General features: G+C 29.0%; 16 protein-coding genes. 12 read left to right on the plus strand and 4 right to left on the minus strand.

Annotation, left to right across the window (positions count from 1 at the left end; all coding sequences use genetic code 11):
* Positions 1-8: 8 nt before the first annotated feature.
* Positions 9-1,118, minus strand: a complete 1,110-nt coding sequence (locus tag CLOBL_RS13060) for a DEAD/DEAH box helicase (RefSeq protein WP_077859448.1) — start codon at positions 1,116-1,118, stop codon at positions 9-11.
* Positions 1,119-1,432: 314 nt separating this feature from the next.
* Between CLOBL_RS13060 and CLOBL_RS13065 the strand changes: the two genes are divergently transcribed.
* Entirely contained in the window at positions 1,433-1,861 is a 429-nt protein-coding gene (locus tag CLOBL_RS13065; protein ID WP_009170485.1) for an Rrf2 family transcriptional regulator, read from the plus strand.
* An 83-nt stretch (positions 1,862-1,944) separates the two neighbouring features.
* Here CLOBL_RS13065 and CLOBL_RS13070 read toward each other — a convergent pair whose 3' ends face one another.
* A complete protein-coding gene (locus CLOBL_RS13070) occupies positions 1,945-2,127 on the minus strand; it encodes a hypothetical protein (protein ID WP_077859449.1) in 183 nt (60 codons plus the stop codon).
* A gap of 844 nt (positions 2,128-2,971) precedes the next feature.
* Between CLOBL_RS13070 and trpE the strand changes: the two genes are divergently transcribed.
* From trpE to CLOBL_RS13115, 9 genes are all read left to right on the plus strand, one after another.
* Positions 2,972-4,363, plus strand: coding sequence for an anthranilate synthase component I (trpE, locus tag CLOBL_RS13075; protein WP_077859450.1), 1,392 nt, complete (start codon positions 2,972-2,974; stop codon positions 4,361-4,363).
* A complete protein-coding gene (locus CLOBL_RS13080; RefSeq protein WP_077859451.1) occupies positions 4,360-4,941 on the plus strand; it encodes an aminodeoxychorismate/anthranilate synthase component II in 582 nt (193 codons plus the stop codon). Before trpE ends, CLOBL_RS13080 begins: the two co-directional genes overlap by 4 nt.
* A 38-nt stretch (positions 4,942-4,979) precedes the next feature.
* Complete coding sequence (gene aroF, locus CLOBL_RS13085) at positions 4,980-5,993, plus strand: 3-deoxy-7-phosphoheptulonate synthase (protein ID WP_077859452.1); 1,014 nt, start codon at positions 4,980-4,982, stop codon at positions 5,991-5,993.
* An 84-nt stretch (positions 5,994-6,077) separates the two neighbouring features.
* Complete coding sequence (gene trpD, locus CLOBL_RS13090) at positions 6,078-7,085, plus strand: anthranilate phosphoribosyltransferase (protein ID WP_077859453.1); 1,008 nt, start codon at positions 6,078-6,080, stop codon at positions 7,083-7,085.
* Between the two features lie 16 nt (positions 7,086-7,101).
* Positions 7,102-7,905, plus strand: coding sequence for an indole-3-glycerol phosphate synthase TrpC (trpC, locus tag CLOBL_RS13095; protein ID WP_077859454.1), 804 nt, complete (start codon positions 7,102-7,104; stop codon positions 7,903-7,905).
* A 121-nt stretch (positions 7,906-8,026) separates the two neighbouring features.
* Positions 8,027-8,716: a phosphoribosylanthranilate isomerase gene (locus CLOBL_RS13100; protein WP_077859455.1), complete on the plus strand. Its 690-nt coding sequence runs from the start codon at positions 8,027-8,029 to the stop codon at positions 8,714-8,716.
* Between the two features lie 53 nt (positions 8,717-8,769).
* Positions 8,770-9,945: a tryptophan synthase subunit beta gene (trpB, locus tag CLOBL_RS13105; protein WP_077859456.1), complete on the plus strand. Its 1,176-nt coding sequence runs from the start codon at positions 8,770-8,772 to the stop codon at positions 9,943-9,945.
* Positions 9,945-10,721, plus strand: a complete 777-nt coding sequence (trpA, locus tag CLOBL_RS13110) for a tryptophan synthase subunit alpha (protein ID WP_077859457.1) — start codon at positions 9,945-9,947, stop codon at positions 10,719-10,721. The genes trpB and trpA overlap by 1 nt, the downstream gene beginning before the upstream one ends.
* Before the next feature lie 263 nt (positions 10,722-10,984).
* Positions 10,985-11,659 carry an SAM-dependent methyltransferase gene (locus CLOBL_RS13115; RefSeq protein WP_077859458.1) on the plus strand — a complete coding sequence of 225 codons (675 nt, stop codon included), beginning with the start codon at positions 10,985-10,987 and terminating at the stop codon, positions 11,657-11,659.
* A gap of 68 nt (positions 11,660-11,727) precedes the next feature.
* Here CLOBL_RS13115 and CLOBL_RS13120 read toward each other — a convergent pair whose 3' ends face one another.
* Complete coding sequence (locus tag CLOBL_RS13120) at positions 11,728-12,141, minus strand: DUF1284 domain-containing protein (protein WP_077859459.1); 414 nt, start codon at positions 12,139-12,141, stop codon at positions 11,728-11,730.
* Positions 12,128-12,682 (minus strand): biotin transporter BioY, encoded by a 555-nt coding sequence (locus CLOBL_RS13125; protein WP_077859460.1) that lies wholly within the window; start codon positions 12,680-12,682, stop codon positions 12,128-12,130. Before CLOBL_RS13125 ends, CLOBL_RS13120 begins: the two co-directional genes overlap by 14 nt.
* A 323-nt stretch (positions 12,683-13,005) precedes the next feature.
* Between CLOBL_RS13125 and CLOBL_RS13130 the strand changes: the two genes are divergently transcribed.
* Positions 13,006-13,308 carry a hypothetical protein gene (locus tag CLOBL_RS13130; RefSeq protein WP_077859461.1) on the plus strand — a complete coding sequence of 101 codons (303 nt, stop codon included), beginning with the start codon at positions 13,006-13,008 and terminating at the stop codon, positions 13,306-13,308.
* A gap of 163 nt (positions 13,309-13,471) precedes the next feature.
* On the plus strand, positions 13,472-13,891 hold the full coding sequence (locus CLOBL_RS13135; protein WP_077859462.1) for a hypothetical protein: 420 nt from the start codon (positions 13,472-13,474) through the stop codon (positions 13,889-13,891).
* The last annotated feature ends 569 nt before the right edge of the window (positions 13,892-14,460 follow it).

Raw genomic sequence — 14,460 nt, forward strand, 5'->3', positions numbered from 1 at the left:
ACTTTTTTTTATACTTCTATAATTCGTCTACTTATTTTAAATCCAATTGTATCTTCAATTTCTCTCAAAGATGTCATATTCTTTGGATCAATAAACATACAGGTATATCCGCTTTCACCAGCTCTTCCTGTTCGGCCTATACGATGAATGTAGTTTTCCACATTTTCAGGAATATCATAGTTATAAATATGAGTAATACCACTTATGTCTATACCTCTAGCTGCTACATCTGTAGCAATTAGATACTGAATATCTGCATTTCTAAAAGATTTCATTATTCGTTCTCTTTTATTTTGAGGAATGTCACTATGCAATTTTACACAATTATATTTACGTGTATGTAAGACGGCTTCAAGTTCATCAACTCTTCTTTTGGTTCTACAAAAGATGATAGCCATAAATGGGTTATCTTCATCCAATACTTTGCATAAGGCTTCTCTTTTATTTCTATCAGTAGTTTCGACTACATCTTGTTTAATTGAACTTAGAGTTACTTCTTCCTTTTGAACTGATATTTCAATAGGATTTGTCATAAATTTATAAGCTAATTTTTTTACTGCCGAATCCATAGTCGCAGAAAAACATAGCATTTGCTTTTTCTTAGGCATTTCTTTTATTATTTCTTCTACTTCATTTTTAAATCCCATAAATAACATTTGATCAGCTTCATCTAAAATAAATGTATTAAGATTACTTAAATCAATGGACTTTCTTCTTAAATGATCTAAGAGTCTTCCAGGAGTAGCAATAATTAGCTGGACATTGTTATTTAATTTTTTTAATTGGCCGGCAATGTCTTTTCCGCCGTAGGTAGCTAAAATATTGATTCCACTGGCTTCGTTGAGTTTGTTAGCTTCATTAGTGATTTGAATAGCTAATTCTCTTGTTGGAGACAATATAAGAGCCTGGATGGTGTTGGATTTGGGATCGATTTTTTCAAAAAGCGGAAGTAAAAAAGCAAGAGTCTTTCCAGTACCAGTTGCTGCTTCAGCTATTATATCTTTTCCTTGTTTTATAATTGAGATACTTTGTTCTTGTATCGGTGTAGGGGAAGTAATTCCAGATTTTTCTAATATATTTAATAAATCTTCTTTTAAATCTAATTGTTTAAAATTCATTTTTTCATACCTTTCATAACTGACAATAAAATTGATTCTTATATATTTTGTTAAATACTATTCTTTATAATATAATTATTAGTTATTAAAAGTCAACTAATATGAAAAAATATGTTTACAAACAAAGTGTGTTAAATTAGAATAATAGGATATAATGTACTAATAATATAGGTATACTATAACCTGGAATAATTATGTCAGAAAAAAGAAAAGTTATAGAAAATTAAGTATTACTGCTAAATATATATAGTTGATTTTCTATAAATGTCTTAATATAATTAAATATAGAAAGAAAGGTTGGATATGGTGATTTTATGAAAATTTCAACAAAAGGTAGATATGGATTAAGAGCATTAATAGATATATGTATATATTCATCTTCTGAAATGGTTACAGTAAAAAGTATATCAGAAAGACAAGGAATATCAGAAAGGTATTTAGAGCAAATATTTTCATCTCTAAGAAAAGGCGGAATAATAAACGCGAAAAAAGGAGCACAGGGAGGATATTTTTTGGCTAAAAGTCCTAGGGAATTTAGAATAGGAGATATTTTAAGTGTTCTTGAAGGAGACTTACTTTTAATTGATATAGAAAATGATGACAATGAAATTGAAAATTTTATGAGTGAAAATTTATGGAATGTTATAAATAATAAAATAATAAATTTCTTTAACTCTATTACATTAGAAGATTTAGTTAATGATTATAAGAAACATAATAAGGAAGATATGTATTATATATAATTATCAATTAGACAAAACTTAAAATATATTGTGTTAATGTAAAAGTTTATGTAAAGGCCTACTATTATTGTAGGCTTATTTGATTATAGTTTGATACTTTTTAATTTATTTTTTAATTCATACATTTTAACTTCTAAAGCATCTATTTTTTTATCTAATAATTCAATATTCCTAGCATCAGTTACTTTTGATTTTTCATTTAAAGTCCTGTCAATGTCTGTCATAACCTCAAGTAACTTTCTAAATAAGTCATACGCTGTTTCCATTTTATCAAATCCTTTCAATAATAAATTTAATAACTCGATCGTAATCAATATATTCAAGTTATTAAAAAAGGTTACAAACATTAAAAGTGATTTCATTTTTGTTGAAATTTTTTACTTATTGTAGATTATAAACCATGATGAATTATTACAATGATCAATACTATACCTAACATGCTATAAAAAGGCTTATAATGAAATTTTAGTATTTTTTTAGAAAACACTTGTAAAATATATTAGAATGTGTTATATTTTTATAAATAAAAGTTTTAAATTAAAGCCTTCGATAAGAATAGTAGATGATAAAGCTTAGTGTAAAGAGAGTTCGATGTTTGGTGAGATTCGAATACTGTAGATATTATTGAATGGGTCTTTGAGGTGACATTTTGAAATATTTAGAGTAGGAATGTACGGGAAGTCAGCCGTTAAAATGACAGGATATAATTTTATGAAAACTTATTTAACAGTGAGGTAAGAAATTCTGTAGAGTTTCAACATTAATTGTTAGTTGTAAATTGATGTAAGTTTATCATATTACGTATCTGATAAGAAATATGCATTAGGTGGTATAGCGAAATTTTAGCATTTCGTCCTATTTTGGACGGAATGCTTTTTTTGTTTATTTTATAATTAGAAAATACCATTTGAGTGCATGTGTATTTGGGTGGCATAACGAGTCACTTCGTCCCAAATTTTGGGATGGAGTGGCTTTTTTTATATTCAAAGATAGAATAAAAATTTGGGGGTGTCCAAATAATATCTAGGAGTATTCAAGATAATAATAAGCCATATGCAATGTGAGCAAACGCAAATTTATAATTTTATGGAAGTTAAGGGGGAAGAAAGTATGATTAATATTTCAAAAGAAAATTTTAATGAAAAGAAGAAAGACAAAGCTGTATTTTCATTAATAAGCGAATTTAGAGGAGATGAAATTACTCCAATAAAAATTTTTAGAGGTTTTAAAGGAAGCAGAAAGTTTATATTTGAGAGTGGAACAAAAGAAAACTATTTTGGGAGATACTCATTTATGGGAGAAGACCCATATAAAGAAGTCTGTGGAGATGGCAAAGAAGAGATAGATGAACTTAAAAAGGAAATTAGAAGAAAATTTGATAAAGATACTAATTCTTTTTCATTTAAAGGTGGGGCAATTGGATATATTGGTTACGACTCAATACAGTTATATGAAAAGAAGCTCAATTTTAAAAATCCAGATGAATTAAAATTACCCATTATAAGGTTTAATTTTTATAATAGATATATTTGTTATGATCACTTTACTCACAAGGTTTATGTTGTAGATAACATTTTGGACAATGATAAAAGGGAATATGATGAAATAATTTTGTCACAAAGAGAATATATTAGCAGTCTGATACATGGAACAACTCTAGCTGAGGAATCAGAAGAGAAGAAAGATATATCTTTTGAATTTAATACGTCTAGAGAGAATTTTATTGAAAATGTTAAGAAGGCAAAAGAGCATATTTTAGCTGGAGATATTTTTCAAGTTGTATTATCTCAGAGAATGAAGTGTATGACTGAAAAATCCTATTTGGAGATTTATAGAAGGCTTAGAGAAGAAAATCCATCGCCTTACATGTATCTAATTGATTATGAAACTTACCAAATTGTAGGTTCTTCTCCCGAAAGTCTTGTGTCGGTTAGAAACGGTAAGGTTATAACTAATCCTATAGCTGGTACACGAGGAAGAGGAGAAACTCCAGAAATAGATAGTGCTCTTGAAAAGGAACTGCTAGAAGATAAAAAGGAATTAGCAGAACATATTATGCTAGTGGATCTTGGAAGAAATGATATAGGAAAAGTAAGTAAGGTAGGTACAGTTAATGTTAATGACTTTATGAAAATTGAAAAATTCTCTCATGTAATGCATATAACAACAAAGGTTGTTGGCGAAATAGAAGATAGTAAGGATGGCTTTGATGCACTTGCAGCATGCCTTCCGGCAGGAACTGTATCTGGTGCACCAAAGATAAGGGCAATGGAAATAATAGAAGACCTTGAAGATTGCATGCGAGGAATTTATTCAGGCGCAGTTGGTTATTTCTCATATGAAGGTGATATGGATGTGGCAATTACCATAAGAACTATTATCTTAAAAGATAAAATAGCTTATCTTCAGGCTGGAGCAGGTATAGTCTACGATTCAATTCCAGAAAAAGAGTTTGAAGAAATTCAAAATAAGTTAATGGTTTTAAAGGAGGTATTAAGATGATAGCGCTAATTGATAATTATGATTCATTTACATTTAATCTATATCAGTATTTAAGTGAATTTGCAGAAACCAAAGTATATAGAAATGATGAAATAACCATTGAGGAATTAGAAAAATTAAATCCTAAAGGCATAGTAATTTCTCCAGGGCCTGGTATTCCAGAAGATGCGGGGATTTCAATAGAAGTTATAAAGAAATTAGGCGAAAGTATTCCTATTCTAGGTATATGTCTTGGGCACCAAAGTATTGCAGTGGCATATGGAGGAAAGGTAATTAGAGCTAATGAAATTTTTCATGGTAAGACTTCAAAGGTTCAGGTTAAAGGGAAAGATATATTTGAAGGTATTCCAAGGAAATTAGATGTTATGAGATATCATTCTTTAATAGTTGAAAATAGTTCACTCCCAAGTTGCCTTGAAGTTATAGCTTCAACGGCTGAAAGCAATGATATTATGGCAGTTAAGCATAAGGAATATAATGTATTTGGACTTCAATTTCATCCAGAATCCATATATACACAAAAGGGCAAGCATATGATTGGGAATTTCGTAATTAACATTTGTAATGATAGTTTTTAGCAGCAGCAATAAAAGTAGAAGTAAGGAGATTTGTTTTAATGGTTATTAGAATGAAAATAAATGCTAATGATGCAGAAATTAAAAAAGTAAAATCAATTATTGAAGGAAAAGGATTAAGAACGAATGTATCTAAAGGTAAAGAATACTGTATCATTGGTGCTATTGGAGATACATCAATGTTAGATATAGATGAATTTCAAGCTTTAAGTGGTGTAGAACGCTGCATGAAAGTACAAGAACCATTTAAGAAGGCAAATAGAATGTTTAAAGAACAAGATACTATAATAACTACTCATAATTCAGTTATAGGAGGAAAGAAACTTGGAATAATAGCAGGTCCGTGTTCGGTAGAAAATGAAGAGCAGATTGTTGATGTTGCAAGGAGAGTAAAAAATGCTGGAGCTAATTTTTTAAGAGGTGGAGCTTTTAAGCCCAGAACTTCACCATATAGTTTTCAAGGTTTAGAACTTGATGGATTAAAATTATTAAAAACAGCAAAACAGGAAACAGGGCTTCCAATAGTGACGGAGCTTATGTCAACAGATTATATTGATGAATTTATAGAAAATGTTGATGTTATTCAGATTGGTGCTAGAAATATGCAAAACTTTGATTTATTAAAACAGATAGGAAAAACTAATAAAATAATATTATTAAAAAGAGGCTTATCTGCAACAATTGAGGAATGGCTTATGTCAGCTGAATATATAATGGCAGGAGGAAATTCAAATATAATTTTATGTGAAAGAGGAATAAGAACCTTTGAAACAATGACAAGAAATACGTTAGATTTGCAAGTTATTCCTGTAATTAAAAAGTTATCACATCTGCCGATAATAATTGATCCAAGTCATGCTGGTGGTTCTGCTTACTTGGTGGAACCTATGGCAAAGGCGGCTATAAGTGCAGGTGCAGATGGTCTTATGATAGAGGTTCATAATGATCCGGAAAATGCATTAAGCGATGGACAACAATCACTAACACCTGATCAATTTGATTCATTGATGAATAAAGTAAAAAGAATTGCTGAATTTGAAGGAAAACAAATTTAAAAGAATGTTGCAGTGGATGTGCATTGATAGGCACAAAGATAATAAATAAATTTATAAAAATATAATTTAAAGGGGGTATAAATAATGACAATAGATTATGCAATTAAAAAGTTGTCCTTAAAGGAAGCATTAACAGAGGATGATGTAAGAGATGTAATAAATCAAATAATGAAAGGTGAAGCAACATCTGCTCAAATTGGAGGATTCTTAATAGGTCTTAAAATGTGTGGAGAAACACCAAGTCAAATTTTAGGTGCAGTTAAGGCTTTAAGAGATAATTTTATTCCAGTAAAAATTGAAAATCCAAAGCATCTAATAGATACCTGTGGAACTGGTGGAGATGGGGCAAAGACTTTTAATATTTCCACAGCAGTTGCAATTGTTGCAGCAAGTGGTGGTGCAAAAGTAGCTAAACATGGTAACCGTGCAGTTTCAAGTAAAAGTGGAAGTGCAGACGTGCTTACTGAACTTGGAATTAAGATTGATTTTGATGATATTCAAAGCAGAAAGATAATAGAGGAAAACGGAATGGCATTCTTATTTGCACCAAAATACAATGGAGCAATGAAGAATGTAGCAAAGGAAAGAAAAGAACTTGGTACAAGGACTATATTTAATATTATAGGACCCCTTTCTAATCCAGCACCGCTTACTGGGCAGCTTCTAGGGGTATATGATAAATCATTGGTTAAACCAGTTGGGGAAGTATTGCTTAGGCTTGGATTAAAAAGGGCACTGGTTGTGTGTGGTGATGATGGCTTGGATGAGATAACAACAACAACAACTACAACTGTATGTGAAATTAAAGATGGAGAAATTAAGGAGTATAAGTTAGAACCAGAGAAGTTTGGTATTAGTAAAACTAAGCTTGATGATATAAAGGGAGGAGATGCTAAAGAAAATTCAGAAATAATTCTAGATATTCTGAAGGGAAAAAAAGGTGCACCTAGAGATATAGTAGAAATAAACACTGGAGCTGCACTTTATGTAGCAGAGCTTGCTGAGTCCATAGAAGAAGGGATTAAGAAAGCAAGCAAACTTATTGATTCAGGAGCAGCATATGAAAAATATAAAGAACTTATAAGTTTATAAGATGAGGTGATATATTTTGATTTTAGATGATATCGTAAAAAAGAAAAAAATAAGAGTTGAAAAAAGAAAAACAGAAATTCCTATAAAAGAATTGGAGAAGCAAGCTTTAGAAAAAGTTAAACTTGAAAAAGAATCAAATTATATAAATCCATTTAATGTAGCACTAAAGAAAAAAGGTTTATCAGTAATTGGAGAATTTAAAAAAGCATCTCCATCAAAAGGACTAATAGTAAAAGATTTTAATGTAAAAGAAATTTTAAATTATTACACTTACTTAGGTATTGATGTGTTCTCTATATTGACAGAAGAAGATTTCTTTTTAGGATCAGATGAATATTTAAAGGAGATAAGAAAAGTTTCACATATTCCGATTTTGCGAAAAGATTTTATAATAGATTTTTATCAAATATACGAAGCAAAGATCTTAGGAGCAAATGGAATTTTACTTATTGCAAGCATTTTGGGCAATAAATTGGGGAACTTTTACAATGAAGCTAAGAAATTTAATCTGGAGCCTTTAGTAGAAGTTCATAATAAGGAAGAGTTAGATTTAGCATTAAAATATGATTGTGAAATTATAGGCATTAATAATAGAGATTTAAAAACCTTTAATGTAACTCTAGAAACTACAAAGGAGCTAATAAAACATATCCCTAAAGATAAGATTATAGTTGCAGAAAGTGGGATCATGAGTATAGACGATTTAGAAATGATAAAAAACTTTGGAGCAGATGGAGTGTTAATTGGAGAGTTATTTATGAGAAATATAGATAATACAGAATTCAAATCAGAATATAAGAAATTTAGAAATAATAAGTAGTGAGCATAAATTAGTAGGCAAGTTTGATTTTGTGTTAATGATAATAAGAAATCTTGAGAAAATTTTTTAAAGCTTTAATTGTGATTATCATATTGCTAAGTGAAATAAGCGGGGATTTAATATGATTGAAATTAAAATATGTGGAATAACTAATGAAAAAGAAATCGAATTTTTGAATATTTTAAAGCCAGAATATATAGGCTTTGTATTCACTAAAAGTAAAAGACAGGTGACACCTAAAATAGCAAAAAAATTATGTCTCAATTTAAATAAAGATATAAAGATAGTTGGAGTATTTAAAGATAATCCTTTAGATGAAATTTTAGATATTATTGCAGAAGTACCGTTAAATGTTATTCAGCTTCATGGAAAGGAAGATGAAAACTATATATCGTTACTTAGGAGCAATGTAAATGAATCAATAAAAATATGGAAAGCTTTATCTATAAATGATATAGAAAACATAAATAAATACGTAAAGATTACTCAGAAGCACTTGATTGATGGTTTTCTTATAGATGGAGATAAGCCGGGAAGTGGTGAAGTCTTTTCATTAGATAACTTAAAAGAGTTATTCATTAAAGAAACTTATAATTTAGGTTTTGATACTGAAACTGTTAATATGCGAGATACTTTCTTTCTAGCAGGAGGAATAACCCCTGAGAATGTTGTTGAACGAATAATTAAGGCAAGGCCTAGAGGGATAGATGTTTCATCAGGTGTAGAGATTATCATGGAGAATGGAGTTAGAACAAAATCTTTTGAAAAAATGAAAGATTTAATTGAAAATGTTAGAAAAATTATTGATTAATAATTCACAACATAAAAAGCTATTAGTTGAATAAAAGAAGGGATGGAAAAATAATGAAAGGTAGATTTAACGAATTTGGGGGACAATATGTTCCAGAAACTGTAATGAATGCACTGATAGAACTTGAAGATGCATATAAAAAAGTAATTGATGATAAAGAATTCATGGATGAATATATGTATTACCTAAATTATTATACTGGAAGGCCAAGTCCTTTATATTATGCTGAAAATATGACAAAGGACTTGGGGGGAGCAAAAATTTATTTAAAGAGGGAAGATCTAAATCATACTGGTGCCCATAAAATTAATAATGCTCTTGGTCAAGTCCTGTTAGCTAAAAGGATGGGGAAGAAGAAAGTTATTGCAGAAACTGGTGCAGGACAGCATGGTGTTGCAACAGCTACAGTGGCAGCGAAATTTGGCATGGAGTGTAAGATATTCATGGGAGAAGAAGATATAAAGAGGCAAGCTATGAATGTTAAAAAGATGGAACTTTTAGGTGCAGAAGTTGTTCCAGTATTAAATGGAGTAAGAACGTTAAATGATGCAGTAACTGAGGCAATTAGATATTGGGCTACAAATGTAGAAGACACATATTACGTTTTAGGAACAGCTGCCGGACCGCATCCATATCCAACTATGGTAAGAAATTTTCAAAGAGTAATAGGTGATGAAGCAAGAAAGCAAATTTTAGAGCTCGAAGGAAAATTGCCAGATTATATTTTAGCTCCAGTAGGTGGTGGAAGTAATGCAATTGGAATATTCTATCCATTTATTGACGATAAAGAAGTAGGCCTCATCGGAGTTGAGGCAGCTGGTAAAGGTATTGAATCTGGAGAACATGCAGCAACTATTACAAAAAAAGAAAAAGGAATTTTACATGGAATGTTAAGTTATGTGCTTCAAGATAATGATGGAGGGGTACTAGAAGCATATTCAATATCTGCAGGTCTAGATTATCCAGGCGTTGGGCCAGAACATGCATATCTAGCTGAAACTAATAGAGCAGAGTATGCAAGTATAACAGATGAAGAAGCAGTAGAAGATGGATTTATGTATTTGACGAGAATAGAGGGAATAGTACCAGCACTAGAATCATCCCATGCTGTAGCATATGCTAAAAAACTAGCACCAACACTTGATAGTGATAAAATCATAATTATTAATATTTCAGGGAGAGGAGATAAAGATATGGATGCGGTGCTTGCATATCTAGGTGAAAAATAATGAATAGAATAGATATATCATTCAATAAGGAAAAAGAGAATAATGAAAAAGCTCTAATACCATTTGTAACATGTGGAGCAGATTTCACAGTTGAAGAAACAGCTGATTTAGTAGTGTCTTTAGAAAAAGAAGGGGCAACTGTAGTTGAAATTGGTGTACCTTTTAGAGATCCTCTTGCTGATGGTCCAGTAATACAAAATGCATATACTAAAGCACTACAAAATGGAACGAAAGTAAAAGATATATTTAGATGTGTAGAGCTAATAAGAGAAAAGTGTGAAGTACCAATTGTATTAATGGTGTATTTTAATGTTGTATATTTTAATGGAATAGAGAATTTTCTTAAAGCTGCAGCAAAAAGTGGCGTAGATGGACTTATAGTTCCAGATGTTCCACTTGAAGAAAGAGGCGACCTTGATAAAGTTTGCGAAGAAAATGGTATTTATCTAATTCCATTAGTAGCTAGAACGTCTAGAGATAGGATAGCAGCAATAACCAAAGGGGCAAAAGGTTTTGTATATTGTGTATCCACAAATGGTATAACTGGTGAAAGAAAATCTTTGGATAAAGGAACTCATGAATATTTAGCTGAAGTTAGAAAAATTGTTGAGATTCCAATGTGCATTGGGTTTGGAATTTCTTCAAAGGAAGTAGTTAAGGAAGTAAAAGATTATTGTGATGGGGTAATTGTAGGTAGCGCAATAGTTAAGAGAATGGCAGAAGGCAAAGAAGTAGTAATTGATTTTGTAAAAGATTTAAAAATGGGGTTTAATTAAATAAATTTTTAAATAATAGCAATAAGTGTATAACTAAAATGGGCTAATTAATTATAAATATAGTTTAAGTATTAAAATTTAAATGCAGAAGATCACTTCGTTCAATACTTTAGGGACGAAGTGATTTGCTTTATTATCAGAATGTAAAGATAATTAACAAATCAAAATAATTTAGATCCATATATAATTGAAAATGTATATAGAGAAATGATAAATTGCCTCGTAAATTTTTGAATTAAGGATAAAAAAGGAGTGAAGAAAAAATGTCATTTGAGTTATCAAAAGTAGTTCCATGGGGGAGAACATTAGAGGAATATAAAACAATGTTTTCATTAACAGATGATGATTTGAAAAAATCTATTGCAAGCTTTGGCGATGGACCTGCAAGTTTTAATGCTGAAATGAAAAAATTAAATAATACTGTAATATCATTTGATCCAATTTATGAATTTAATAAAGAACAATTATTGAATAGAATAGAAGAAACAAAAGATGTTGTAATGAAACAAACTAAAGAAAACAAAAAGAATTTTATTTGGACAAGTATAAGAGACGTAGAAGATTTAGAGCAGATTAGAATGAGAGCAATGTATGAATTTCTAAATGATTTTGAAAAAGGAAGACAAGAAAATAGGTATATTTCTCATGAGCTACCGAATAAAACTAATTTTCAAGATAAATATTTTGATATTGGACTTAGTTCACATTTTTTATTACTTTATACTCAGCTGGGGCTAGATTTTCATATAAAAGCTATTGATGAAATGCTTAGAATATGTAAGGAAATTCGCATATTTCCAATTTTAGATCTTGATGCAAATGAGTCAAGCTTACTTCAGCCAATCATTAATCATTATAATGCAGCTTATACAGTTAAGATAGAAAAAGTAGAATATATATTTCAAAAGAATGGGGATAAAATTTTAGTCATAAAATGATAAATAAAGAAGCAAAAAAGAAACTTGAAGCAATAGCTTTAGTTTCTTTTTATATACGTAAATCTATGTTATAAGCTCCATGAGTCTATCTGATCTTTTATAATATTTTCACTACATACTCCATTTTTATACCAATTGCATGAATTACATATTTTATAAAATTTATTACTATTAAAATTCTTATAAATATTTTCCAAAATTTCATTAAATGTATATTCTCTATATTCTTTGAGTCCATATACCTCTAAAGCATTATAATCTATCTTTTCTACATTTTCCTCTGTTATACAAGTATTATCTTTTTGCTTATTAGGGCAATTAGAACATAAAACATCACATTTGATAATAAATTTGATCTGAGACTCATGATTATTTTTTAGAAAATTTAAAATCATATCCATTTCAGTGACAAATTTTTTATTGTAACCTAATCCTCTGTAAAAAAATATGCAATTTATATGATGCGGCCTAAGCAATAACATTTCTAGTAAATCTACCTTTAACTTTTTTTCTTACTTTTAATCCGAGGAAGATAGCTACAGAAAGAATAATAATATCTTTACCTATAAATGGATATACACCTGCAATAATTGAGGTTTTTAAACTTATGCCTGTTACAATTTTTAGCTGTAGTGTTCCGATAATATAGTCAATACATAAACTAATATACGATGCAATAAACAATATTACAGTATTTTGATTATTTGAGGCATGTCCAACTAAAAATGCCATAAAAACAAATCCAAGTATATATCCACCTGTTGGTCCTAAAATTATGCTAAAACCACCGCTAAAGTTTGCAAAAACAGGTAAGCCGATAGAGCCTAACAGAATAAAAATGATTTGAGAAATTGTTGCGATTTTAGCACCTACAATTATTGAAATAAGTACTAATCCAAAGATCTGAAAAGTAATTGGTACTGATGTGAATGGAAGTGGAACTGAAAATTGAGAAAAAATAACCATAAGTGCTGCACACATCCCTATTAGTGTAATTTCTATTGGTAATAATTTGAGATTCATATAAATCACTCCTTTTTATTAATAATATATATATCAAAAATGATTGTCAACTTTAATTTTTTAAGTAAAGTTGACAATATTAGAATACAAAATATACTAATTAAAGAGATAAAGAATTTGTGAAACGCCTTGAATTAACTGGCCTTGTATTTGTAGATAATATTAAATAAGAATAATGAAATCAATAAATTTACAAATTAATAATATAGTTATTTAAGTAACTATATTAGTTAGTAATGGATAAAACTAAATTCATGTTGTTTATTTCTAGAAAAATATAAATTTGAATGTTATAATCGTCTAGAAATGAGGTGTTTATATTTATGGCAAAAAAAACGAGTAGAAATACAGATATTTTAAAGGATACTAAAGCAACAACTTCTCCTAAGATATATTCTTTATTAGTTGAATTAGTTAATGAAGATAGAGAAGATTTAGCAGAAGATGTTTTAAAAATAGATTATTTGCTAACTTATACAAGTAATTGCATTAAGGATAAAGATTTTAGTGAAGCAAAGGATACAATGAAAATAGCAAAAGCCAGGATCGATAAGCTAATAAATAATAATGTAAATGTAGAATATTTGAAATATCTTTATGATGGAATTAATGTGAAAATAAAGTAGGTTTATAAAATTATGAAAAACTCTCACTAAATATATTATTGTAAGGGTGACATATTTTTGATATTATAAATTTTAAATAGATATATAGCAAAGTTTAGTGTTATAATAAGTTGACTTTTATTAAGCAATTAAATGAATAAATAAGAAAAGTGAGTAATATACGATGAGATTTGAAAAATTAGAAAAAACAATAAATAAATTAGATAGTGATATAGAAGCTTTACGAAGAGCTAAACATTACTTATCTAACAAGGATGAAATTAATGAAATAAGTGATTTGTTAAATAAGGAAAGGCAAGTATATGCTGATGAATTATATTTAGGAGATGCTATAGCTTACACGGAATCTTTAGAAATTATAAAACAATTATTAAATAAAGAATTAGAAAAGGAAGAACAAACAAAATTATTAGAAGATATTAAAGAAATACATGGTAGAAAATCACCAAATGTAAGTAAAAAAAGTTATGGGCTTAATGCTTGGCTTAAATTTCTAGATATCCAATGCGATTGGATTGAAAATTCCAATAGCGATTGGGCAACATTAATCATAAAAGGATTTACCTTAAGAAATAATAATTAAATAATTATATAGAAAAGAATTTTTGTATCACACAAAGATTCTTTTTTATTAATAAAATTTAGTAGGGAGTATGACTAACTATGCATTTATTAAGCATCAAATATTAATGCTTAAAGTGCAGTAAGTTGTAGTGACAATTTAAATCATCAATAATTAGTTAAGAAGCAGTCATATCAGAAACTTTGTGCGACAACTAATTCTAGCGTATCTAGATACATAAATATTAGAAAGTTGAAGAATTATTGCGAAATATAAAAATAAATATATTTGATAGTATAAATAAAAAATAACAGGATATATTATTAATGTTAAGATAAACAACGTCGCTGAGTGAAAGAAAAAGTGGCTGAAAAAACAAATCAAACAAAGGTTTAAAAGTTGTTTGAAAAAATTGTTGACAGAGTTAAAAAGCGATGATATACTAAGTAAGCTGTCAGAAACGGCAGACAATAAAAAAGCTTATAACGTGGTTATAAGAAGAATGGTCTTTGAAAATTGAACAGAAAACAATAAATACATTTAAGTAAACCAGCAATTTTTATTTGAGTAAGCTAAGATTAAACTTTTTA

The sequence above is a fragment of the Clostridium sp. BL-8 genome (assembly GCF_002006495.1).
Classification (GTDB): domain Bacteria; phylum Bacillota; class Clostridia; order Clostridiales; family Clostridiaceae; genus Clostridium.

Bases quoted from the DNA above. Each gene is read 5' to 3' on its own strand.
- CLOBL_RS13065 (WP_009170485.1), top strand. From the start codon at position 1,433: ATGAAAATTTCAACAAAAGGTAGATATGGATTAAGAGCATTAATAGAT.
- CLOBL_RS13070 (WP_077859449.1), bottom strand. From the start codon at position 2,127: ATGGAAACAGCGTATGACTTATTTAGAAAGTTACTTGAGGTTATGACA.
- CLOBL_RS13120 (WP_077859459.1), bottom strand. From the start codon at position 12,141: ATGTTATTGCTTAGGCCGCATCATATAAATTGCATATTTTTTTACAGA.
- CLOBL_RS13125 (WP_077859460.1), bottom strand. From the start codon at position 12,682: ATGAATCTCAAATTATTACCAATAGAAATTACACTAATAGGGATGTGT.
- CLOBL_RS13130 (WP_077859461.1), top strand. From the start codon at position 13,006: ATGGCAAAAAAAACGAGTAGAAATACAGATATTTTAAAGGATACTAAA.
- CLOBL_RS13080 (WP_077859451.1), top strand. From the start codon at position 4,360: ATGATAGCGCTAATTGATAATTATGATTCATTTACATTTAATCTATAT.
- trpE (WP_077859450.1), top strand. From the start codon at position 2,972: ATGATTAATATTTCAAAAGAAAATTTTAATGAAAAGAAGAAAGACAAA.
- trpA (WP_077859457.1), top strand. From the start codon at position 9,945: ATGAATAGAATAGATATATCATTCAATAAGGAAAAAGAGAATAATGAA.
- CLOBL_RS13135 (WP_077859462.1), top strand. From the start codon at position 13,472: ATGAGATTTGAAAAATTAGAAAAAACAATAAATAAATTAGATAGTGAT.
- CLOBL_RS13060 (WP_077859448.1), bottom strand. From the start codon at position 1,118: ATGAATTTTAAACAATTAGATTTAAAAGAAGATTTATTAAATATATTA.
- aroF (WP_077859452.1), top strand. From the start codon at position 4,980: ATGGTTATTAGAATGAAAATAAATGCTAATGATGCAGAAATTAAAAAA.
- CLOBL_RS13100 (WP_077859455.1), top strand. From the start codon at position 8,027: ATGATTGAAATTAAAATATGTGGAATAACTAATGAAAAAGAAATCGAA.
- CLOBL_RS13115 (WP_077859458.1), top strand. From the start codon at position 10,985: ATGTCATTTGAGTTATCAAAAGTAGTTCCATGGGGGAGAACATTAGAG.
- trpB (WP_077859456.1), top strand. From the start codon at position 8,770: ATGAAAGGTAGATTTAACGAATTTGGGGGACAATATGTTCCAGAAACT.
- trpD (WP_077859453.1), top strand. From the start codon at position 6,078: ATGACAATAGATTATGCAATTAAAAAGTTGTCCTTAAAGGAAGCATTA.